Annotated in this window: 18 protein-coding genes; 13 read left to right on the top strand and 5 right to left on the bottom strand. The window is 66.4% G+C overall.

Annotated features, from left to right (window positions below):
• Window positions 1-132 precede the first annotated feature (132 nt).
• The 3 genes from galE to Q0602_RS24575 all read left to right on the top strand — a co-directional run bounded on the left by galE (window position 133) and on the right by Q0602_RS24575 (window position 2975).
• The gene (gene galE, locus Q0602_RS24585; protein WP_295038279.1) at window positions 133-1113 is read left to right on the top strand and encodes a UDP-glucose 4-epimerase GalE; all 981 of its coding nucleotides are present in this window, start codon (window positions 133-135) and stop codon (window positions 1111-1113) included.
• Window positions 1114-1434: 321 nt separating this feature from the next.
• The gene (locus tag Q0602_RS24580) at window positions 1435-1719 is read left to right on the top strand and encodes a helix-turn-helix transcriptional regulator (RefSeq protein WP_298848824.1); all 285 of its coding nucleotides are present in this window, start codon (window positions 1435-1437) and stop codon (window positions 1717-1719) included.
• Entirely contained in the window at window positions 1716-2975 is a 1260-nt protein-coding gene (locus Q0602_RS24575; protein ID WP_298848822.1) for a type II toxin-antitoxin system HipA family toxin, read from the top strand. Before Q0602_RS24580 ends, Q0602_RS24575 begins: the two co-directional genes overlap by 4 nt.
• Before the next feature lie 249 nt (window positions 2976-3224).
• Here Q0602_RS24575 and Q0602_RS24570 read toward each other — a convergent pair whose 3' ends face one another.
• Complete coding sequence (locus tag Q0602_RS24570) at window positions 3225-4241, bottom strand: L-idonate 5-dehydrogenase (RefSeq protein WP_298848820.1); 1017 nt, start codon at window positions 4239-4241, stop codon at window positions 3225-3227.
• Window positions 4242-4611: 370 nt separating this feature from the next.
• On the opposite strand from Q0602_RS24570, the gene Q0602_RS24565 reads away from it, so the two are divergent.
• The 10 genes from Q0602_RS24565 (at window position 4612) to Q0602_RS24520 (ending at window position 11719) form a co-directional block, all read left to right on the top strand.
• Window positions 4612-5664, top strand: coding sequence for a D-2-hydroxyacid dehydrogenase (locus Q0602_RS24565; protein ID WP_298848818.1), 1053 nt, complete (start codon window positions 4612-4614; stop codon window positions 5662-5664).
• Window positions 5664-6455 carry an IclR family transcriptional regulator gene (locus tag Q0602_RS24560; RefSeq protein ID WP_298848816.1) on the top strand — a complete coding sequence of 264 codons (792 nt, stop codon included), beginning with the start codon at window positions 5664-5666 and terminating at the stop codon, window positions 6453-6455. Before Q0602_RS24565 ends, Q0602_RS24560 begins: the two co-directional genes overlap by 1 nt.
• Before the next feature lie 12 nt (window positions 6456-6467).
• Entirely contained in the window at window positions 6468-7424 is a 957-nt protein-coding gene (locus tag Q0602_RS24555; protein WP_298848815.1) for an NAD(P)-dependent oxidoreductase, read from the top strand.
• A 30-nt stretch (window positions 7425-7454) separates the two neighbouring features.
• The gene (locus Q0602_RS24550) at window positions 7455-8003 is read left to right on the top strand and encodes a TRAP transporter small permease (protein WP_298848814.1); all 549 of its coding nucleotides are present in this window, start codon (window positions 7455-7457) and stop codon (window positions 8001-8003) included.
• Complete coding sequence (locus Q0602_RS24545) at window positions 8000-9280, top strand: TRAP transporter large permease subunit (RefSeq protein WP_295038254.1); 1281 nt, start codon at window positions 8000-8002, stop codon at window positions 9278-9280. Before Q0602_RS24550 ends, Q0602_RS24545 begins: the two co-directional genes overlap by 4 nt.
• A 44-nt stretch (window positions 9281-9324) precedes the next feature.
• On the top strand, window positions 9325-10317 hold the full coding sequence (locus Q0602_RS24540; protein ID WP_298848813.1) for a DctP family TRAP transporter solute-binding subunit: 993 nt from the start codon (window positions 9325-9327) through the stop codon (window positions 10315-10317).
• Between the two features lie 174 nt (window positions 10318-10491).
• On the top strand, window positions 10492-10734 hold the full coding sequence (locus Q0602_RS24535) for a type II toxin-antitoxin system Phd/YefM family antitoxin (RefSeq protein ID WP_295038248.1): 243 nt from the start codon (window positions 10492-10494) through the stop codon (window positions 10732-10734).
• On the top strand, window positions 10731-10994 hold the full coding sequence (locus Q0602_RS24530; RefSeq protein WP_298848812.1) for a Txe/YoeB family addiction module toxin: 264 nt from the start codon (window positions 10731-10733) through the stop codon (window positions 10992-10994). The genes Q0602_RS24535 and Q0602_RS24530 overlap by 4 nt, the downstream gene beginning before the upstream one ends.
• A 169-nt stretch (window positions 10995-11163) precedes the next feature.
• Window positions 11164-11442 (top strand): CopG family ribbon-helix-helix protein, encoded by a 279-nt coding sequence (locus Q0602_RS24525; protein ID WP_298848810.1) that lies wholly within the window; start codon window positions 11164-11166, stop codon window positions 11440-11442.
• A 175-nt stretch (window positions 11443-11617) separates the two neighbouring features.
• Entirely contained in the window at window positions 11618-11719 is a 102-nt protein-coding gene (locus Q0602_RS24520) for a type II toxin-antitoxin system RelE/ParE family toxin (protein WP_298848850.1), read from the top strand.
• 212 nt (window positions 11720-11931) lie between these two features.
• Here the strand turns inward: Q0602_RS24520 and Q0602_RS24515 are convergent, their stop codons facing one another.
• From Q0602_RS24515 to Q0602_RS24500, 4 genes are all read right to left on the bottom strand, one after another.
• Window positions 11932-12255, bottom strand: a complete 324-nt coding sequence (locus Q0602_RS24515; RefSeq protein WP_295038236.1) for a transcriptional regulator — start codon at window positions 12253-12255, stop codon at window positions 11932-11934.
• A 1-nt stretch (window position 12256) separates the two neighbouring features.
• Window positions 12257-12598, bottom strand: coding sequence for a type II toxin-antitoxin system RelE/ParE family toxin (locus tag Q0602_RS24510; RefSeq protein ID WP_298848807.1), 342 nt, complete (start codon window positions 12596-12598; stop codon window positions 12257-12259).
• Window positions 12599-12784: 186 nt separating this feature from the next.
• A complete protein-coding gene (locus Q0602_RS24505) occupies window positions 12785-14107 on the bottom strand; it encodes an aminotransferase class I/II-fold pyridoxal phosphate-dependent enzyme (RefSeq protein WP_298848804.1) in 1323 nt (440 codons plus the stop codon).
• The gene (locus tag Q0602_RS24500; protein WP_298848802.1) at window positions 14104-21708 is read right to left on the bottom strand and encodes a type I polyketide synthase; all 7605 of its coding nucleotides are present in this window, start codon (window positions 21706-21708) and stop codon (window positions 14104-14106) included. Before Q0602_RS24500 ends, Q0602_RS24505 begins: the two co-directional genes overlap by 4 nt.
• Window positions 21709-21745 lie beyond the last annotated feature (37 nt).

Raw genomic sequence — 21745 nt, 5'->3', positions numbered from 1 at the left:
CTGCGTTTCTGGGCCCCAGAACGGGCGGTGTCAAAGTGTTGTAATATTGATCGTTTGTGGATGCGGCGGTACTGGCCACGTGGGCCGGCCGGCTGCCGATACGTCGAATTTCCTCCGGCAAGAAAGTGATTGATGAAAAAGCTACTCGTGACGGGCGGTTGTGGTTACATCGGCTCGCATATGGTCGCCAGCCTGCAAAGTGCCGGGCACGATGTCGTGGTGCTGGACGATCTCTCCAGCGGTCGGCGGGAGGGTAGCGGCGGGGCACCGGTCTGCGTCGGCGATATCGGCGACCGTACGCTGCTGGACGACCTGTTTCACCGGCATGCCTTCGATGGCGTGCTTCATTTCGCGTCGCTGATCGAGGTCGGCGAGTCGGTCAGGAACCCGGCGATCTATTACCGAACCAACGTCGCCAAGACGTTGACCCTGCTCGAGGCGATGATCGAGCACGATGTCGGGTCGCTGGTGTTCTCGTCGACGGCGGCGGTCTTTGGCGAGCCTTGCCGGCCGCTGATCGATGAGTCCCATCCCACCCAGCCGCTCAATCCCTACGGCGCCAGCAAGCTGATGATCGAGCGTATGCTGGCGGATTTCGAGCAGGCCTATGGCCTGCGTTCGGTGTCGTTGCGCTACTTCAACGCGGCGGGCGCGAGCCCGGATGGCGCTATCGGAGAGCGCCACGATCCCGAGACCCACCTGGTGCCGCTGGCGCTCCAGGCGGCCATGGGCTTGCGGCCGGCGCTGCAGGTGTTCGGCCGCGACTATCCCACCGAAGATGGCACCTGTATCCGGGACTACATCCACGTCTGCGATCTCGCCGACGCCCACTTGCTGGCGCTGGAGTATCTGTTCGAGGGCAAGCCGACGGCACGATTCAACCTGGGCAGCGGCAGCGGGTTCAGCGTCCAGGAAGTCCTCGACAGCGTCGAGCGGGTGACCGGCCGCCGCGTGCCGTTCACCGATGCCCCGCGCCGGGCGGGCGATCCGGCAAGACTGGTGGCGGATGCCGGCGCGGCCAAGGCGACGTTGGGGTGGCGTCCCCGCTATGCGGATCTCGACACCATCGTCAGGCACGCCTGGGCCTGGGAGCAGCAACGCGCCTTGCTGTGAGTGCCACGCAGTCGCCACGGTTCAGAATCGGCCGGCCGGCCCCGGCTGGATAGTGGCGGCTATTTCGCCCCCGGTCTCCTTTCGCTGGTCGTTGCCTTGCCTTGCCGTCTCTCGCCGATATGTCGCACTGAGCTCAAGCGATTCTGATGCCGGATTTCAGCCCAGGGCCGGGCGGCGAAAACGTGCTTTTGCTGAGAGGGGAGCGCAAGAGTAGTATGAGGATGCATGCAATCAATATGTTGCTTTTTTATTGTTAAGCAGCTTATATGATGCTTTTTGCGAGGTGAGGTAATAGGGGGTCGAGGTATGAATCGAAAGCCCGTGTTGGAACAGATCCTTCAGCGACGGCGACAGCTTCGACTGACCCAGGAGGACATGCAGGCGCGTATTGGCATGACGCGTCAGCAGTACCAGCGCCTGGAGCGCGAGGGCAACCCGCGTCTGGACACGCTCTCACTGGTCGCGGAGGGTCTCAATGCCGAGCTGATGCTGATCCCGCGGGAGAAACGCCTGGCCGTGCAGCGCCTATTGAAAGAGGCCGACCATGAGGCTAACCCGCCGGCGGACGAGAACCCCTGGCATGGATTGTTGGACGAGGAGTCATGATGGCGTCCGAATCGGTTTCAGTGTTGCGAGTCAGCCTGTCATCGAGGCCCGTGGGTTATCTGGCGGGATACCGGGGGGGACGCAACGTCATGGTTTTCGACGAATCGTTCCGCGGCGATCCGGATCGACCGACGTTGACGCTGTCATCTCACCCTGCCTCTCCGAGAGCGCCCCACGTGCTGGGCTCGCCCTGGATACGCCAGCAGCGACTACACCCGTGGCTGTCGAACCTCCTGCCGGAAGGCGCCCTCAGGGAGTGGCTGGCACAGGGTTTGAAGGTTCATCCCGATAATGAATTTCCCCTGCTTGCACAGTTGGGTCACGATCTCCCCGGTGCCATCGAGGCCGAGCCCGTCCAGCCTGACGAGGTTCCTGAACACGTGCTGGTGCATCGCACGAGCATCACGCCCGTCGTGAGGTCTCTCGCGCCTGCGCGCGGATTTTCGCTGGCTGGTGTGCAGATGAAGTTTTCCATGCGTGAACGTGAGGGAAGGTTTCACTTCGGGCATGAAGATGCGCTGGGAAACTGGATCGTCAAGACCCCATCGACTCGCCACCGGGGCGTGCCCGCCAACGAGTTTACCGCGATGACGCTGGCCCAGGCGGCCGGCGTCGATATTCCCGAAATCAGAATGGTGAATCTCTCCGCCCTGGAGGGGTTGCCCGACATCGCGCTGCCACAGGAACCTTGGGCCTATGCCATCAGACGCTACGACAGGGATGGCGAGGCACGCGTGCATGCGGAAGACATGGCGCAGGTGCTGTTCCAGTATCCGCACGAAAAGTACAGCGGTGCCAATTATGAGCAGGTGGGCAAGTTGTTGCGCGACTATACCCAGGATGGGCTGGTGGCGGTGCAGCAGTTCGCCCGGCGGCTGCTGGTGAACGTGTTGCTTGCCAATGGCGATGCGCATTTGAAGAACTGGAGCTTGCTGTATCCGGATCGTATCAACCCCGTGCTGTCTCCCGCCTATGACATCGTGTTCACCCGGGCCTGGATCGCGGATGAGCAGGAGATGGCGCTCAATCTCCATGGCAACAAGCGCTGGTACCGCATCGGCTGGGCCGATTTCGAGGCCTGGGCGCGCGCGATTGGCACACCCTGGCCGGCCATCCGTGTGGTGCTGGATGACACGCTGGGTCGTGCGCGCGAGCGTTGGCCCGATCTGCTGGCGCAGAGCCCGATGTTGCCCGAGCAGAAGGGCCAGTTGCGCCGCCATTGGCGAGAGCTGCAGCCGGAGTGGCGTATTGGTTAGGTGACGATTTTGAACGTGACCGAAACCTAGGCCATGTCTGAAAAGTACTGCGCTTGCCCATACGGCGTTAAAAATCGGCTGGTGCGCCAGCCCGGTCAAGATGCTCATTTACACCCCGTAAACTGGAGCGCCAGCCCGGTCCTTCTTTCGCCGATTTTTGCCTTGTCTGGCCTTCGCTCGTCGACTTTTCAGACAAAGCCTGGCAGTCGACCGTTGGTCGCAAGGTCGCGCTCGTTCAGAACGACATCGTCACTCCCGTGGCCAGAGCCGGATCAGGACCTTGCCGGAGGCCTGGGCGTCCTTGGCGATGGTGAACGCCTCGACGGCGTCGTCGGCTTCCAACTCGTGAGTGATGACCTGGTCGAAGCGCGCGTCGCTGGCGAGCAGGGCGATGGCGTCGTCCACCTCGTCGTTGAACCGGAAGCAGCCCCGCAACTGGATCTCCTTGGAGATCAGCAGCGCCAGTTCCAGCGGTTGTGGGCCGGCACCCATCATGCCGATCTGCGCGATCACTCCGGCGCGGCGTACCGCCCGGATGGCGGCGTCGATCGAGGCCGGCGCCCCGGAGCACTCCAGGGCGACATCGTAGGATTCCGGCTCCGGCGTCTGCTCGCCGACGCGCAGCGTGTGGTGCACCCCCAGCGCCCGCGCCCGCTCCAGCGGCCCCTCGTGGAGGTCGGTGACCGTGACCTCGCGTGCCCCCTTGGCCAGCGCCGCGGCTGCGACCAGCAGCCCGATCGGCCCCGCGCCGCAGACCAGCACGCGCTTGCCCTCGACACCGCCGGCCACGTTGATGCCGTGCAGCGCCACCGCCAGCGGTTCGGCCAGCGCGGCGCGCCTGAGCGGCAGGCCCTCCGGCAGTAGTCGGATCATCTCCCGTTTCATCACCAGGTATTCGCTCATGCCGCCCTGGGTGTGCGGCGTGGTGGAGGCGGAACCCAGGTAGCCGCCGTTCGGCCACAGGTGCGGTTGCCCCTCGAGGCCCGGCCGGCATTCGCCGAAGGTGGCGGGGTGGAAGGTGACCGGTGTGCCCGGCGCCAGCTCCCCAGAGGGGTCGAGATCGACGGTGCCCGACAGTTCGTGGCCGGGGATCAACGGCTCGCGCACCACGAAAGCCCCGTTGGCGCCGTCATGGTAGTAGTGCAGGTCCGACCCGCAGATCCCGCCCCAGGCGATGCGCACCCGCACCTCGCCCTGGCGTGGCAGGGGCGTTTCCCACTCCTGACTGCGCAGGTCCTGCTTTCCATGGATGACCAGGGCTTTCATGGCGCTACCTCCAAGATTGTGATCGATGCCTCAAACCCATGGCTTTGTACGAAAACTACCTGCGCTCGGCAATACCGCGTTAAAAATCGGCTCAAAATGCTCATTTACACCCCGTAAACTCCGCGTTTTCGCCGATTTTTGCCTTGTCTTGCCTTCGCTCGATGACTTTTCGTACAAACCCTTATACCAGTTGCCCGGCCTGCACTCGCGACCAAAGGCGTGCTTACGATTCCAGAATACCACTGTACATTCTGCTGAACGATGTTCAGCTCATTGGACAATAGTGGGGCGCTAGTTTTGATAAATGGGCTCTGGTTTTGATAGCTGGGCTCGAATTTCAAGCGTGGAACTCTGGAGAGGCGGACGGTTCATGAACGAGGGCAAGCTACGCGTGGCGGTCGCGACGCCGCTGAGCGAGGAACTGTGCGAATGGATCGAGGCCCGCGAGCCTCGCCTCGCGCTGATGCGGGATCAGTCGCTGCTGCCGCCCATGCGTCACCCGGCGGACTTTGGCGGCGATCCCGCTTTCCGGCGTACCCCGGAGCAGGAGGCCCGCTTCGACGCGCTGCTCGCCGAAGCCGAGGTGCTCTACGGCATACCCGATGTCGACCCCGCCCGGTTGGCCCGTGCCGTCGAGGCCAACCCGGTGCTGCGCTGGGTGCATATCATGGCGGCTGGCGGCGGCGGCCAGGTGAAAGCGGCCAACCTCTCCGCCGAGCAGTTGGCGCGGGTGCGTTTCACCACTTCAGCCGGGGTCCATGGTGGCCCGCTGGCGGAGTACGCGGTGTTTGGCGTGCTGGCCGGTGCCAAGCAGCTGCCGCGGATTCTCGACCAGCAGCGCGCTCACCACTGGAGCGGGCGCTGGATGATGGGGCAGGTCAGCGAACAGCGCGTGCTGCTGCTGGGGCTGGGCGGCATCGGTCGCGAAGTGGCGCGCAAGCTGTCGCTGCTGGGTGCGTATGTGATGGGCGTGTCGCGTCACCAGCGCCCGGTCGAGCATGTCGACGAGATCGTCTCCCCCGATCGCTTGCATGAGGCGGTGGGTCGCGCCGACGCGGTGGTGAGTTCGCTGCCCGGCACCGCCGCCACGCAGGGCATGGTGGACGACGCCCTGCTGGCGGCGATGAAGCCCGGCGCGACCATCGTCAACGTGGGGCGCGGCACGGTGATCGACGAACCGGCGCTGATCCGCGCGCTGGAGCGCGGCCAGGTGGGGCTCGCGGTGCTCGACGTCACCGCCGTGGAGCCGCTGGACCCCGGATCGCCGCTGTGGGATCTGCCCAATGTGCTGCTGACACCGCATACCGCGGCGTTGAGCGAGGCGGAGGATCGCCTCATCGCCGAGCTGTTCGTCGACAACGCGCGCCGCTATCTCGACGGCGAGCCGCTGCTCAACCGCGTCGACACCGTGGAGTTCTACTGATGGCGGGCGAGGGCGAGCGAACGCCGGCGGTGAGCCGGGCGATTCGAGTGCTGGCGCTGCTGGAGAAGGCTGGCGGCACCCCCCAGGGCGTCAGCGAGATGGCGCGCCAGCTCTCGGTGGCCCGCTCGTCGCTGTTCAACATCTGCCTGACGCTGGAAGCCGATGGGCTGATTGCCCGCAGCGGCAACGGCTACCGGCTGGGGCGGCGGCTGGTGGAGCTGGGCGGCGCCTATCTGCGCACCGACGACCCGGTACAGGCGTTCTACCAGGCCTGCAACGAGACCCCGCTGCTGCATGACGAGATCTGCCAGCTGGCGGTGCTCGACGGCACCGAGGTGCTTTATCTCGCCGCCCACGCCGGGCGCATGCCGCTGCGCATGACCGCCAGTATCGGCAGTCGCTTTCCCGCCTCGATCACGGCGGTGGGCAACGCACTGCTGGCGAGACTCGACGACGACGAGATTCGCCGCCGCTTTGCCGACCCCGCCACGCGCCCCGCCTGGACCGATCGCTCGGTGACCGATCTCGACGCCCTGGTGGAGAAGATTGGCACGGTGCGCAGCCGTGGCCACGGTCGCGACCTGGGCGAGGTCTTCCCGGGCGTGCGCGGGCTGGCGGTGACCGTCGCGCCCCAGTACAGCGGCGAGCAGGCCTACGCCCTGGGTACGTCGCTGATGCAGGAGCGCTGCGACGACGAGATCGAGACGCGGGCGGTGGAAGCGCTCCAGGCGATGGCCGCGCGCATCGCCAATCCCATGAACCTCGCCGCCGATGGCGGCGGTCGCGACTAGGAGAACGATGCCATGGCGACGTTCGAGGAGACCTTTGGAATCGGTCCTGGCGCCGCTGACCGGCGACGGGTGGGCATGATCGGGCTTGGCAGCATGGGCATGCCGATGGCCCGCAACCTGCTGGCGTCGGGCGTTGCTGCCCGGGTCAGCGTTCACGGCCGCTCGCGGGACCGGATCGGGCCGGCGCTGGATGCCGGTGCCGAATGGTGCGACAGCCCCCGGGAGCTGGCCGCGGCCAGTGACGTGATCATCACCGTCCTGCCCGACCTGCCGCAGCTGCGGGAGTTGCTCGAAGGCGAGGAGGGCTTGCTGGCGGGGCTCTCCCAGTCGCTGCTGTTGGTGATCTGTTCGACCTCGTCGCCGGCCGGCATCCGCGAGCTGGCCGCCGAACTCGAGTCGCGTACCGACGGCCGGGTCCGGCTGCTCGACGCGCCGCTCTCCGGCGGCGCCGATGGTGCCGAGGCGGGAACGCTCTCGATCATGGTCGGGGGCGACGAGGCGGCCTTCGCCGTTGCCCGTCCGCTGCTGGAGACCTTCGGCACGCCGGTGCTGCTGGGGCCGCTGGGGGCCGGGGAGGTGGCCAAGGCCTGCAACCAGATGGTGGTCGCTTCGACCATGGTGGCGCTGGCGGAGGCCACGGTGATTGCCGAGCGCGCCGGGCTCGATCTGGCCAGGCTGCTCGACTGCCTCGGGGGCGGCTATGCCGGCGGGCGTTTCCTAGCGTCGCGCAGGCAGCGCCTGATCGACAAGGATTACACCCCGTCCGGCCTGGCCCGCTACATGATCAAGGATCTCGGCTTCGCCACCGACGAGGCGGCGCGGGGCGGGGTGGTGGCACCTCAGCTGACCACCCTGGCGGCGCTCTACGAGGATCTGGGACGGCGCGGTTTCGGCGACGAGGACCTCACCGTGACGCAGCGCTATATCGCCGAGCTCGATCGTCTGCCCGGCGACGGGCGCGAGCGATGACAGGCTGACCCGAGAGGGCGGGAGGCAACGATGACGGCGGTTCGGACTTTCTGGCGTGGAATCGAGTGGGCCATCGCCGCGCTGATGGCGGCGATGATGATCCTGGTGTTCGTCAACGTGGTGCTGCGCTACGGGTTCGCTTCCGGGCTGCGCCCCGGCATCGAGCTGTCGCGGCTGGGATTCGTCTGGATCGTCATGCTGGGGGCTTCGCTCTGCCTGAAGGAGGGCGAGCACCTGGCGGTCGGCGAGCTGTTCGATCGGCTGCCGCGACCGGTGCGCCTGGTCCTGGGGCGGCTGCTGTGGCTGGTGATCCTGATTGCCGCGCTCATGCTGCTGGTGGGCTGCTGGCGCCAGACGCTGGCCAACTGGCATAACATCTCGCCGCTCACCGGCCTGCCCAGTGGGCTCTTCTATCTCGCCGGCGTCGTCTCCGGGGCGCTGATGAGCGTGACCGCGACGCTCGGGCTACTGCGTCCGGGATATTCGGAAGCGCCCGGCGTCGGGGCTGCTGGCAGCGGGGCTTCAGGTGTCGAAGCGCCCGGCGTCGACAGCGCGCATGACCGGGAGACCAGACCATGACCCTGGCGCTGTTTCTGGCGGTACTGATCGGCGCCATCCTGCTGCGCCTGCCGGTGGCCTTCGCCCTGCTGGCGGCGGCCGGGGCGCTGATGCTGCAGATGGGCATGTTCAGCGCCGACATCGTTTCCCAGTCGCTGATCAACGGCGTCGACAACTTTGCCCTGCTGGCCATCCCGTTCTTCATGGTGGCCGGCGAGGTGATGGCCGTGGGCGGCCTGTCGGATCGTATCGTGCGCCTGGCGATGGCGCTGGTGGGGCACTGGCGCGGCGGGCTGGGCTACGTGGCCATCATCACCTCGCTGCTGCTGGCCGGGCTTTCCGGCTCGGCGGTGGCGGACGCGGCGGCGCTGGTCAGCATCCTCTATCCGATGATGCGCAAGAGCGGCTATCCCGCCTCCCGCTCGGTGGGGCTGCTGGCCGCCGGCGGCATCATCGCGCCGGTGATTCCGCCCTCGCTGCCGCTGATCATCCTCGGGGTGGCGGGCAATCTCTCCATCGCCAAGCTGTTCATCGGCGGGATCGTGCCGGGGCTCTTCATGGGCCTGGCGCTGATGATCACCTGGCGCTTCATGATGCGTAAATCGGATCTCGAGCCGCAGCCGAAGGCCACCCGCGGCGAGCGGCTGAAGGCGCTGCGCGACAGCGTCTGGGCGCTGCTGCTGCCGGTGATCATCATCGTCGGGATCCGTTTCGGGGTCTTCACGCCCACCGAGGCAGCGGTGGTGGCGGCGGTCTACGCCATCGTCGTCTCCGCCGTGGTCTATCGCGAGCTGGATGCGCGCAAGCTGCTGGCGGTGCTGATCCGCGCCGGGCGTTCCACCGCCCTGGTGATGTTCCTGGTCGGCGCGGCGATGGTCGCTTCCTGGGTGATCACCATCGCCCAGTTGCCGCAGCAGCTCGCCGGCCTGCTGGGGCCGCTGGCGGACGATCCGAAGCTGTTGATGGCGGCGATCATGGTGGTGGTGCTGCTGGTCGGGATGGTGATGGATCTCGCGCCCGCCATCCTGATCCTGGTGCCGCTGTTCATGCCGCTGGTGAAGGCGGCGGGCATCGATCCGATCTACTTCGGCCTGATGTTCGTCATCAACTGCTGCATCGGGTTGATCACGCCGCCCGTGGGCACGGTACTCAACGTGGTCTGCGGCGTCGGCAACACTACCATGACCAACGCGGTGCGCGGGGTCTATCCCTTCGTTCTGGTGTACATCGGTCTGCTGGCGCTGTTCGTGCTGGTGCCTCAGATCATCACGGTGCCGATGCATTGGCTGATCGGCTAGCGCCTGAAGGCGTGAAAGCGCAAAACAAGGCAAGGAGAGGTGTCATGAACAAGATCATCAAGGCAACCACCGCCACGCTGTTCGGGCTGGCGCTCGTGTCGAGTTCCGCCATGGCCGCGACGACGTTGCGTTTCGCGCATCCGGCACCGCAGAGCGATCTGCAGCAGACCCTGGCGGAGAAGTTCAAGGAGGAGGTGGAGAGCGCCAGCCATGGCGAGCTGAAGGTGCAGATCTTTCCCAACGGCCAGTTGGGCAACGACTCGCAGATGATCGACGGCACCCGCTCGGGGATCATCGACATCACCCTGTCGGGGCTCAACAACTTTACCGGGCTGGTGCCCGAGGCCGCCGCCTTCACGCTGCCATTCATGTTCGCCGACCACCAGGCCGCCTTCAACGCCCTCGATGGCGAGCCGGGGGATCGGGTCACGAGCGAACTCGAGAGCGCCGGCCTCAAGGGCCTCGCGTTTCCCGAGAACGGTTTCCGGGAGATGACCAATAACCGGGGGCCGATCCGCGAGCCCGGGGATCTCGAGGGGCTGCGCATGCGGGTCAACAACTCCATCGTGCTCAACAACATGTTCGAGCTGCTGGGCGCCAATCCGCAGCAGATTCAGGTCAACGAGCTCTACACCGCCATGGAGACCGGCGTGGTCAACGCCCAGGACCACCCGCTGGGTATCGTGGTGTCGTTCAACTTCGACGAGGTGCAGAAGTACCTGTCGATGACCAACCACGCCTACGCGGCGCTGTTGCTGGCCATGAACAAGAGCCGGTTCGACAGCCTGACGCCCGAGCAGCAGCAGATCGTGCAGAAGGCCGCCGACGACGCCACCGCCATGCAGCGACAGATGAACATCGACCAGACCGAGCAGATGATCTCGCAGCTCGAGGACGATGGCATGGAGGTCAATCGCGACGTCGACACCGCCGCCTTCCAGGAAGCGGTGCAGCCGGTCTGGCAGGATTTCATCGATGAATACGGCGAGGAGCTGATCGACAGCATTCAACAGGCGGCGGGGCAGCAGCAGGGTTGAACGGTAGCGCGGGGGAAGGTCTCGATTCGGTCGCGCAAACCTGCCCCTGCGAATATGGCCGGGCCGGCTGGCCAAGACTGTCGAATCCGTTTGGCATTTCAGATCATCGACGAGCGTCTTGACGTACGTACCGAAAAACGTACGCTATGGATATCGAGGTGTAAGGAGTGTGTCATGACAGGAATTACGGCAACTGAGGCGCGTGGCAACCTCTATCGTTTGATTGATGAAACCGCCGAATCCCACCAACCCATCGTCATCATGGGGAAGCGGAACAGGGCGGTTCTGGTATCAGAGGAAGACTGGGCCGCCATTCAGGAAACGCTTTATCTACTCTCTGTGCCGGGTATGCGTGAGTCCATTCGTGAGGGGATGGAGACCCCGGTCGATGAGTGCTCCGAGGAACTCGACTGGTGACGTGGAAGCTGGTCTATACCAGGCAAGCCCAGAAAGATGCTCGGAAGTTGGCCTCCAGCGGCCTGAAGCCCAAGACCCAGGAGCTGCTGGCGTTGCTGTCGGAAGATCCGTATCGGAAGCCGCCTCCGTTCGAGAAGCTCGTCGGCGATCTCGCGGGTGCCTATTCGCGCCGAATCAATATCCAGCGCCGTCTGGTTTATCAGGTGCTCGATGAAGCGCGGGTCGTGAAGGTGCTTCGCCTCTGGAGCCATTATGAGTGATCCGTAATCGCCGCCTCTGCACTAGCTGCGGCTCGAAAGGCGCATGGAAGTGTAAGCAGGGTTGCAACGCTCACGGTCGTAAAGAAATATCGGTGCCTGCCGTCATCGACAGTCAGATTTGGCCAGTTTATAGCGGTTATAGGTATTACTTCTGACTATGGAGGCCACTATGGCGAAGCCGACGTCCATCAAGCTCGACGACGACCTGAGAGATCGAATCCAGCATTTAGCTAACGCTCGCAGGCGCTCGGCGCATTGGCTAATGCGCGAGGCTATCGAACAATATGTGGGCCGCGAAGAAAAGCAGGAAGCGTTCAGACGGGATACGCTCAAGGCTTGGGAACATTACCAGGCCACCGGTATGCATGTGACCGCTGACCAAGTAGAAGAGTGGTTGACCAGTTGGGGCAAGGATAACGAGGTGCCAGGCCCAACATGGCACGAGTAATTTTTGCCTCCGCAGCGGTTCGGGATCTGGAGCCATCGCGTGATTTTCTGCGACCGAAGAACCCGGCAGCGGCTGAAAGGGCTGCGAAAGCCATCATCCAAAGCGTTCGGGCACTCGGGGGTTGCCCCATATCGGGCGCCTTGTCGAGGATCTGCCTGCAGAGTATCGGGACTGGATGATCGATCATGGCGATAGCGGCTATGTCGCCCGCTACCGTATCGATGGTGATGTTGTCGTGGTGCTAGCCATTCGACACCAGAAGGAAGCTGGCTTCTAGATATTGCGAGTCTGGTGCGTGCCGTTTGTCGGAAAGGCGATAGTCAATACAGGTTCCTGTGCGACCTTCATTGTTAGGCAGCAAAACGGCCTTGTCGCCCGTCAAGTCGTCAGGGTGGCAAGGCCGTGTCTCATCGCCCTCGAGAGGGGCGTACGCTAGCTGGCCCGCGCCTTCCACGCCGTTTCCAGCACGTCGCGGATCGAGCATGCTGCTCAAGCTGCGCTGACGGCATGCACTTCCAGGTTGACCTTCAATGCTTTGCGAACGGCGCCCAAAATCGCCGCCAAGTTGTCCATGCCGGGATTACCGGAGGAGGACAACATGCGATGCAGGCTCTTGCTGGGTCTTCCGGTCTCTTCGGCTAGCGCCTCGAATCCCACGGTGGCGTTCACTAGGTCGCGCAGCATCACGCGAGCGCAGTCCGGCTCGCCATTGAGAAAGAGCGTTACCGCCTCGTCCAGCATCGCCTTGGCGAATGCCGGGTCGTTCTCGACGCGGGCAGCGATCTTCGTTTTGAAGTCACGAGTCAATGCCATATCATTTCTCTCCCTTCTTCGCTTGACGCTTGCGCTGTTTGTACTCCTCGCGCAGTGCCTTGGCGTTATCGATATCAGCCTGCTGGCGCTTCTTGGTGCCCCCGCCAAACAGTATGATCAGCTCTTCGCCATCCCGAGCGAGATAGATCCGATATCCCGGCCCCCAGTCGATCCGGTATTCACCGATTCCTTCGAACCATTTTATGCTGGAGGTGTTGCCCATCGACATGCGGTACTCGGCGGTAGCTACCTTTGCCGCTGCTTGGGCATCGAGCCCCGCAAACCATTCGTGGTAGGGGCTCGTTCCATCTTTGCGCAGGAATTCACGAAGCTCGATCTTCATATCATGATGGTAACCTATAGGTTACTTCAAGGCGAGATTCATTGCTCTTGCAGGGCAGTGATGGGAGGGCAGCGCATCGCGATCACGACTCGTGCGTTGCCGTCATCGATCACTTCGGCAGCAAAACGGCCTTGTCACCCGTCAGGTGGCAAGGCCATGTCTCATCGCCCTCGAGAGGGGCGTACGCTAGCTGGCCCGCGCCTTCCACTCCGTTGCCAGCACGTCGAGGGTCTGGTCGATCTGTTCGCGGGTATGGTCGCAGTTGAGGAAGAACCGTAGCCTCGCGCTCTTCTCGGGCACCGCCGGGTGCAGGATCGGCTGCACGTTGATGTCGTGGTGGAGCAGGGCATCGGACAGGCCGGCGGCGAGCACGGAGCTGCCGACGATGATCGGCACCACGGCGACGCCGATGCTCTCGCCGATGTCGAAGCCCTTGAGCCTGGCCTGCTCGAGGAAGTAGCGCGAGATGTCGTGCAGCCGCTTCAACCGTTCGGGTTCATCCTTCATCACCTGGAGTGCGGCGAGGGATGGCCCGGCGACCTGGGCAGGCATGCCGACGCTGTAGAGGAAACCCGGTGCGAAGTAGCGCAGCATCTCCACCAGCTCCCGGCAGCCGGCGATGTAGCCACCGCAGCCGGAGAGCGTCTTGGACAGCGTACCCATCCAGATGTCGACGTCGGTGGAGGCCACGTCGCAGTACTCCCGCAGACCCAGCCCCCGGTCGCCCATCACCGCGAATGAGTGGGCCTCGTCCACCATCAGCCAGGCCTGGTGGCGGCGCTTGATCTCGACGAAGCGATTCAGGTCCGGGGCGTCGCCATCCATGCTGTAGAGCCCTTCGATCACCACCACCACGCGCTCGAACTGGCGACGATGTCGCGCCAGCAGGTTCTCGAGCGCGACCGGGTCGTTGTGCGCGAAGCTCATGCGCCGTGCGCCGGAAAGCTGCGCGCCGACCACGGTGCTGTTGTGGATGTACTCGTCGTGGAGGAGGAGATCCTTGGGGCCGAGCAGGTAGCCCAGCGTCGAGACGTTGGTGGCATGGCCGCTGACGAAGACCACGGCCTCCTCGACTTCGTAGGTGTCGGCGATGGCCCGCTCCAGTTCATGGTGGATCGGACGTTCGCCGGACACCGGGCGGCTGGCGGAGACCGAGCTGCCGTAGCGCTCCAGGGCGTCGATACCGGCCTGGATCACCCGTGGATGATGCGCCAGCCCCAAGTAGTTGTAGCTGGCGAAGTTGATGCACGAGCGCCCCTTGATCACCGTGGTGGCGCCGGCGGTGCTTTCGTGGACCTTGAAGAACGGATCGGGGATACCCAGCCGCTTGCCGCCCTCGCGCATCATCTTGAGCTGCTGGTAGCCCGGATGGCGGTCGAAGCGGGTAAAGCGCTCGTCGACGCTGGTGGCGGCGGGCTTGGGGGCGGTGTCTCCCTCCGGCCGCTGCTGGCGGCGCTGGCGCGCCTCCTGGAGCAGGCGCTGCTTGAGGGCGTCGCGGGGCTGGCTCATGACTGGCCCCCCCGAGTCCCGCTGTCGTCCCGAGTCCCGCCGCCGTTCTGCAGGGCGTCGACGCCGTGCTGGGCGGCGAGACCGCTGAGCGCATCCTCGTCGCTGTCGGTCTCGGTGTCGTCGCCACGCAGCTTGAGCATCAGGTAGTCGCACAGCTTGGCCAGCGTGCCGGCCTCGCTGAGCACCATCACCGGCACCTGGATGCCGAGCCGGGCTTCCAGCGCGGTGACGAGCTCGACACCCATCAGCGAGTCGAAGCCCATGTCGTAGACGGACTTGTGGATATCGATCTTCTCCTCGTCGATCAGCAGGATCTTGGCGAGCTCCTTGCTGAGGACTTCTATCAGGGTCGTGTGGAGCGCTTCCGGTGACAGGCTGGCCAGCAGTTTCTGCAGGTCATCGTCTCCCTCCTGGCCGCCGTCGTCCTTGGCGGTGCGGGCGATCTCCCGGTAGCGCGGCGCCTCCGCCGTGGGCAGGAAGCGAGCCAGCGCCCGCCAGTCGAGCTCCAACACGCCGAGCGAGGCCACATCGGCCACCAGCATCCGTTCGAGTACCGCCAGCGCGTCGCTGGAGGTCAACGCCTGGCCGCCGAGACGCTCCTGCAGGCTGTCGCGGGTCTGGGTGTTGCGCGCCAGGAAGCCGACGTCCTCGATCGCGCCCCAGCGCACCACCGTGGCCGGGCGGCCGTTGGCGCGACGGTTGGCGGTGAACGCTTCCAGCCAGTGGTTGGCGGCCACGTAGCTGGCCTGGCCGGGGTTGCCGAACAGGGTGGTGGCCGAGGAGTAGACGACGAAGAAGTCGAGCGTGTCGTTCGCCGTCAGCGAGTCCAGGTGTCGGGCGCCCTCGAGCTTCGGCGCCATCGCCTGGCGGATGCGTGATTCGTCGAGATTGCGGATCAGGCCGTCGTCGATGACGGTGGCGGCATGCACGATGCCGCGGATCGGACCGAGGCCCTCACGCGCTTCGTCCAGGACCCGCTCGAGCGCCGCGATATCGGTCACGTCGCAGGCGCGGGCGGCGACCGTCGCGCCGAGCGCTTCCAGCCGTTCGATGCCGGCCTCGGCTTCCTCGGTGACGGCGCCGCGGCGGCTCAGCAGCAGCAGCCGGCGCGCGCCCTTGGCGGCCAGCCATTCGGCGGTGGCGAGGCCGAAGCCGCCGAGCCCGCCGGTCACCACGTAGGTACTCGCCGCATCCAGCGTCAGCGGAACGTCCCTGGCCGGCGCAGGTGCCATGGTCGGCGGTCGCTCGTAGGTGACGACGACCTTGCCGATCTGGCGCGCCTGCTGCATGTAGCGGAAGGCCTCGACCACGCGATCGCTGCCGAAGGCGATGTAGGGCAGCGGCGCCAGCGTGCCGTCGGCGAACAGGATCATCATCTCGCTGAACAGTTCGCCGGTGAGCTCGGGCAGTTCGCTCATCAGCTGGTCGGAGTCGACCCCGAAGTAGCTCAGGTTGTTGCGGAACGGGCGCAGGCCGACCTTGGTGTTCTCGTAGAAGTCGCGCTTGCCGAGTTCGACGAAGCGGCCGAACGGCTTGAGGACCCGCAGGTTCTGGTTGATCGCCTCGCCGGCCAGCGAATTGAGCACCACGTCGACACCGTCGATGCCGAGGCGCTGGCCGCTGCCGTCGTCTCCCGACGCCTGGCGTTCGGCCGCGTTGTCGTGGAGGATCTCCTCGGCGAAGGTCAGGCTGCGCGAGTCGTAGATGCGGTCGACGCCCATCAGGCGCAGGAAGTCCTTTTTCTCCGGCGAGCCGACGGTGGCGTAGATCTCCGCGCCCAGCCAGCGTCCGACCTGGATCGCGGCCAGGCCGACGCCGCCGGCCGCGCCATGGATCAGCAGCCGTTCGCCGGGCTGCACCCGGGCCAGGTGCTTGAGTGAGTAGTAGACGGTGAAGAAGGTCGTCGGGATCGTCGCCGCTGCGGCGTAGCCGATCTCGGCGGGGATCGGCGCCACCGCGTTGACGTCGGCGATCAGCCGGTCGCTGAAGCTCGCCGGGCCGAAGCCGACCACGGCATCGCCGGGGCGCAGCGAACCGTTCGGATCGCCGACGCTGACCACTTCCCCGGCGAACTCCAGGCCCAGCGTCGGTCCGGCGAAGCCGTTCTCGATCGCCTCGTCGGAGAGCAGGCCCAGCGCATACATCACATCGCGGAAGTTGAGACCGGTGGCCTTGACCGCGATCTCGACCTGGCCGGGCTGCGGCGCGGGCAGATCGTGGGGCTGCCAGCGCAGGTGACGCAGTTGCCCCGGCAGCTCGAAGCCCAGGCTGACGGCGCGATCGCGTTCGGGCTGCTCGCCGCCGGAGCGGGTGCCCGGCGCCGGTGCCAGGCCGAGGCGGGGAACCCAGCGCTGGCCGTCGGCGTCGAGCACGATCTCGGTCTCCGCATCCGGCACGCTGAGCTCGAACAGCAGCGCATCCAGCAGTTCGCTGGACAGCGAATCGCGGCTCGACAGCGGCAGATCCAGTAGCCGAACCTGGCGGCTACCGGCCTCGTTCTGCAGCGAACGGCCGAAGCCCCAAAGCGCTGCGTCTTCGGGCAGCTTGGACCGCTGCGCTGCGTCTTCGGGCAGCCCGGAGAGATCAGCCGACGTAGAACCGTTCGAGGCGGCTTCGGGCAGGGTAGAAAAATGCGCGCCCACGCCGAGCGTGAGCCACCACAGCGCGGCGTCGCTCTCCATCGACTCCAGCGTCTGCAGCCACTGGGCGGCCAGTACGCAGCGATCCTCGGCCGCGCTGGCCAGGCCGCGCAGGTCGACGATCTGGCTCGGGCGGAAGGACTCCAGCGCCAGCGGCAGCAGTTCGCCGGGCATCAGCTCGCTGCCGGCCAGATGGTGGACGGCCTGGCCCAGCGTCTCGAAGCGGGTGACGAGCTTCGAGGCCAGCCATTGGGCGCTGTCGTCGCTGATCACCAGCCACTGCTCGGCATCATGGGCCGAGTCGTCACGGGCGGTGTCGGGTTCCGTCTCCGCCGTGGCGGAAGTCAACGGTGCCTGGGCGGTCAGCAACTGCAGGCCGCCCTGGTCGTTCTCCAGCGTGTGACGTTCGAGTTGGCGGTAGCCGAGGGTCTCCAGCCGCTGGCGGGTCGTCTCGAGATCGGCGGGGCGCGAATCGTGCGTCATCGCCAGTGACAGGAACGACTGCCAGTCGGTGTCGCCCAGCGCCAGCAGCGCGATCTGGGCGTCGTCCGCCAGTTGTCCCGGCAACCACTGCAGCAGCCGGTCGATCTCGTCCTGGGTCCCGTCCAGCGTGACCAGCGCGACATTGGCACCGATCGCCGGAGTGGCGGCGTCGATCGTCAGCAGGTCGACCCTGGGATCGTGCTCCGCCAGGGATTCGGCTTCATTGAGGGCGCTGTCGCGCAGGGCGACGAAGCGGTACTCGGCGCGATCGCCGCGCAATCCGCCCATCAGCCGCTCGCCGAGCTGCGGGCGCAGCGCCGAGGCTTCGAGCATCACCAGCCGCTGGTGAGGCGGCAGCAGCTCGAGCGACATGGCGTACTGGGCCAGCCAGGTATCGGCCAGGGCGTGCCAGCCGCGCTCGCCGACGGCGGCCTGTACCAGGCGCGTCAGGCGGGGGGCGTCCAGGCCCAGCGTGGCGACGTCGAGACGCTCCTCGAGCCAGTCGGCCAGATGCAGGCCGAAACGGCCGATGCTGTGGGTCAGCGCGGCGTAGTCCGGGTAGTCCCGGATCAGCAGGTTCCAGACCGTGGCCGCGTCGATCTCCGGCGCTTCCTGCAGCTGCCAGCCGGCCGGCGTCTCGGTGACGATGCCGATGGCCAGCGCCAGCTCGACCAGCGCCTGGCGACGCTTTCGGACCTCGCTCGCGCCGGCATCGAAATGGCCCGCCAGCAGTTGTCCGTCGCTGTCGGCATGGCTGCGCAGTGCCTCGTCGACGAGCGCCGAGACCAGGGTCTCCAGCAGCGGTTCGACCTCGTCGCCGTAGCGGCTGCCGGTCACGCTGCGGTAGTTGTCGGTCAGTTGCGCCAGGGCCAGCTCGGCGGTGGCGTCGTCCAGCGGCAGCGCGGCCGCTTCACGCGGCGCCGGCACCAGGCGATGGTCGAGATAGCTGAGTCGATGCTGCACCGCGTGACGCAGGCGGGCGGCCTTGAAACGGGCGCCTTCGACCACCGCCACGGCATTGCCGGTGGCATCGAACAGCGCCACGTCGGCACACAGCGAGTGCGGTGCGCGGCTGGTCAGGCGCACTTCCATCCAGGCCGGTGGCGCGGCATCGACCTGCAGTTGCAGCCGTTCCAGGCGCACGGGCACGAAGGCCAGTCCGCCTGCCTTGGCGAGCTCGTCGGCCAGCAGCGGGATGAACAGCTGGAAGGCGCTGTCGAGGATGCCCGGCGCCAGCAGGCAGTCGCGCTGGTCCTCGGCGATGGCGGCGGGCAGATCGATGCGCCCCAGCGCCCGGTCGCCCTCGACCCAGACTTCGCTGATCGCCTGGAAGCCCGGCCCGTACTCGAGTCCGACATGAGCGGCCATGGCCAGATGCTGCTCCCGGGTGACGTCCGCCGGCCGGTCGGGCAGCGGCGTGCCGCGGCGGGTCAGCAGCAGGCCGCGGGTCTGGGCCGTGATCCGGGCCCGGGCGTTGAGCGTCCAGGCATCCTCGCTGGCCGGCTCGCGGGTCTTCATGGTCAGGGTGCCGTCGGCATCCTGGATCTCCAGTTGCAGCTTCTTGCCGTGGGCGGCGTCGAGCAGCAGCGGGCTGAGAATTTCCAGCGCCTCGATATCGAGCACCGGCGATGCCTTGGCGGCGGCCGCCGCGGCAAGGGCCAGTTCGGCAAAGCCAGCACCCGGGAATACGGTGGCGTCGCCGACGCGGTGATCGGCCAGCCAGGGCAGGCGGCGGGTATCGAGCTGGCTCTCCCACGCCATCCCCTGGCGTGCCAGGCGATACCCCAGCAGCGGGTGTTCGTAGTGGCGGCCCATCAGGCCCTGGGAGTCACCGGTGGCCTTGACCCAGTAGCGCTCGCGCTGCCACGGATAGCGCGGCAGGTCGACGAAACGACCGCTGACCGGGAACCACGCCTCGGCGGAGACGGCACCGCTGACCAGCAGCGCGGCGAGGCTGGCTTCCATGGCGGTGGCGCCGTCGTGATCGCGACTCAGCGTGCCGATGACGCTGCCGTTGACCGACTGGGCGGAGAAGGCGTCGCTCAGGTAGCGGCGCAGGATCGGCTGGGCGCCGATCTCGACGAAGGCGCGCGCCCCCGCTTCGATCAACGAATCGACCGCCGGTGCGAACTGCACCGGTTCGCGGATGTTGAGCCACCAGTACTCGGCGCCCAGTTCACGGCCGTCCAGCGGCTTGCCGGCCACGGTCGAGATGAACGGTATCCGGGAAGCGGAGGGCTTCAGGTGCGAGAGGGCGTCGATGACCTCCTGGCGGATCGGGTCCATGGCCGGACTGTGGAAGGCGTAGTCCAGCGCCAGGCGCTTGGCGAAGATCCGCTCGGCGGAAAGCGCCGCTTCCAGGCGTTCCAGCGCATCCGCGGGGCCGGCCAGGGTGACGCCCTTGGGGCCGTTGATGCCGGCGATCACGATCGCCGAGTGAGCGGGGTCTTCCAGCCAGCGCTGCATGGCTTCGGCGCCGAGGCCGACGGCGGTCATCTCGCCGCTGCCCCGGGTGCGGCCCTGGCCGGCACTGCGGTAGTAGATGACGCTGACGGCGTCGGCCAGGCTGAGCGCGCCGCAGGCCCAGGCCGCGGCGACTTCGCCCACGCTGTGGCCGGTGACGGCGGCGGGGCGCACGCCTTCGGATTCGAGCAGCCGGGTCACGCCGACCTGCAGTGCGAACAGCGCGGGCTGGGCGATCTCGGTGAGGGCCAGGCGATCGACCCCCTCCGCGGCCTCGTGCTGGTTGGTGCCATCGAGTTCGGCACGCAGCGAGAAGTCGGCGTGTTTCGCGAACAGGGCGTCGACCTCGTCGACGGCAGCGGCGAAGACCGGCGACTCCTGCAGCAGCGTGCGGCCCATCGCCGTCCACTGGCAACCGTTGCCGTCGTAGACGAACACCGGGCCGTAACCGGTATCGACGCGCTCGCCGAGGGCGGCGCCGGGCACGCTTTCGGCGGCGGCCAGCGCGTCCAGGCGGGTGATCGCGTCGGCGGCGTTGTCGCTCAGCAGCACCGCGGCGTGGGGATGCCGTTCGCGACGGAAGGCGAGGCTGTAGGCGGTGTCGTAGAGCGAGACGTCGCCGGCCGTGAGGTTGTCGCTGAGGCGTGCGGCGAACTCGCGCAGCGCTTCCGGGCTACGGGCACTCAGGCACAGCGGCAGGCGCCGCGCCGGTGCCTCGACGCGCTCGGCCGGGGGCGTTTCCGGCGGCGACTGCAGGATGACGTGGGCATTGGCGCCACCGAAGCCGAACGAGTTGATGCCGATGGTGAGTTGCCCCTCGGCCTTCAGCTTGCGCGGCTTGTCGACGATGTCGAGGTTCCAGCCCTTGAGGTCGATGCGCGGATTGACCTTGCGAATGCCGATGGTGGCGGGGACTTCGCGCTCGCGCAGCGCATAGAGCGCCTTGGCGAGACCGGCGATGCCGGAGGCGGTCTCCAGGTGGCCGAGGTTGCTCTTGACCGAGCCGATCGGCAGCGGCGTCCGGCGCTTCTGGCCGATCGCCGCGCCGATGGCGCGGGTCTCCAGCGGGTCACCGACGGCGGTACCGGTGCCGTGGGCCTCGAGATAGTCGAGGTCGTCCGGCGTCAGCCCGGCACGCGCCAGGGTCTGGGTCATCAGCGCGACCTGGGCGTCGGGATTGGGGACCGTCAGGCCCTTCTTGAAACCGTCGGTGTTGACGCCGCTGCCGGCGACCACGGCCAGAATGCGATCGCCATCCTCGAGCGCCTTGTCGTAATCCTTGAGCAGGAAGACCCCGCCGCCCTCGGAGCGCACGTAGCCGTCGCCGGACTCGTCGAACACCTGGCAGCGTCCGGTGGGCGAGAGCATGCTCGCCTTGGAGAAGATGATGAAGCCGAACGGATGCAGGTGCAGGCTGATGCCGCCGGCCAGCGCGATCTCGGTCTCGCCGCTGCGGATCGACTGGCACGCCTGGTGGAAGGCCACCAGCGAGGAGGAGCAGGCGGTATCCATCGACATGCTCGGGCCGTGCAGGTCGAACACGTAGGAGATGCGGTTCGAGGCGATGCTCGAGGTGTTGCCGGTCGCCGTCGAGGTGTCGATCGCCGACATGTCGTCGGCCATGCGGTAGGAGTAGTCGAGGCTGGCGATGCCGAGGAACACGCCGCACTGGCTGCCGCGCAGTGTCTGCGCGGGAATGCCGGCGTCCTCCATGGCTTCCCAGGTCATCTCCAGCAGGATCCGCTGCTGCGGATCCATCTGGGCGGCTTCCCGCGGCGAGATGCCGAAGAAACCGGCGTCGAAGCCGGAGATGTCGCCGAGGCTGCCGGCGGCGAAGGTGTAGCTGGTGCCGGGGTGCTGCTTGTCCGGGTGGCGATAGGCTTCCAGGCCCCAACGGTCGTCTGCGACCGTGGTGACGAGGTCTTCGCCGGTCTTGAGCGCTTGCCAGAAACGTTGTGATGTCGGAGCGCTCGGGAACCGGTGAGCCGCGCCGATGATGGCAACGCGTTTGGTCATTGGGACTCCTTGCTTCGTAGCACTGGCTACGCCTTTC

Source organism: uncultured Salinicola sp. (genome assembly GCF_937921195.1).
In the GTDB taxonomy this organism is placed as follows: domain Bacteria; phylum Pseudomonadota; class Gammaproteobacteria; order Pseudomonadales; family Halomonadaceae; genus Salinicola.
This window is presented reverse-complemented; position numbering and strand designations above follow the sequence as displayed.

Bases quoted from the DNA above. Each gene is read 5' to 3' on its own strand.
- galE (WP_295038279.1), top strand. From the start codon at position 133: ATGAAAAAGCTACTCGTGACGGGCGGTTGTGGTTACATCGGCTCGCAT.
- Q0602_RS24575 (WP_298848822.1), top strand. From the start codon at position 1,716: ATGATGGCGTCCGAATCGGTTTCAGTGTTGCGAGTCAGCCTGTCATCG.
- Q0602_RS24570 (WP_298848820.1), bottom strand. From the start codon at position 4,241: ATGAAAGCCCTGGTCATCCATGGAAAGCAGGACCTGCGCAGTCAGGAG.
- Q0602_RS24565 (WP_298848818.1), top strand. From the start codon at position 4,612: ATGAACGAGGGCAAGCTACGCGTGGCGGTCGCGACGCCGCTGAGCGAG.
- Q0602_RS24560 (WP_298848816.1), top strand. From the start codon at position 5,664: ATGGCGGGCGAGGGCGAGCGAACGCCGGCGGTGAGCCGGGCGATTCGA.
- Q0602_RS24555 (WP_298848815.1), top strand. From the start codon at position 6,468: ATGGCGACGTTCGAGGAGACCTTTGGAATCGGTCCTGGCGCCGCTGAC.
- Q0602_RS24550 (WP_298848814.1), top strand. From the start codon at position 7,455: ATGACGGCGGTTCGGACTTTCTGGCGTGGAATCGAGTGGGCCATCGCC.
- Q0602_RS24545 (WP_295038254.1), top strand. From the start codon at position 8,000: ATGACCCTGGCGCTGTTTCTGGCGGTACTGATCGGCGCCATCCTGCTG.
- Q0602_RS24540 (WP_298848813.1), top strand. From the start codon at position 9,325: ATGAACAAGATCATCAAGGCAACCACCGCCACGCTGTTCGGGCTGGCG.
- Q0602_RS24535 (WP_295038248.1), top strand. From the start codon at position 10,492: ATGACAGGAATTACGGCAACTGAGGCGCGTGGCAACCTCTATCGTTTG.
- Q0602_RS24525 (WP_298848810.1), top strand. From the start codon at position 11,164: ATGGCGAAGCCGACGTCCATCAAGCTCGACGACGACCTGAGAGATCGA.
- Q0602_RS24520 (WP_298848850.1), top strand. From the start codon at position 11,618: ATGATCGATCATGGCGATAGCGGCTATGTCGCCCGCTACCGTATCGAT.
- Q0602_RS24515 (WP_295038236.1), bottom strand. From the start codon at position 12,255: ATGGCATTGACTCGTGACTTCAAAACGAAGATCGCTGCCCGCGTCGAG.
- Q0602_RS24510 (WP_298848807.1), bottom strand. From the start codon at position 12,598: ATGAAGATCGAGCTTCGTGAATTCCTGCGCAAAGATGGAACGAGCCCC.
- Q0602_RS24505 (WP_298848804.1), bottom strand. From the start codon at position 14,107: ATGAGCCAGCCCCGCGACGCCCTCAAGCAGCGCCTGCTCCAGGAGGCG.
- Q0602_RS24500 (WP_298848802.1), bottom strand. From the start codon at position 21,708: ATGACCAAACGCGTTGCCATCATCGGCGCGGCTCACCGGTTCCCGAGC.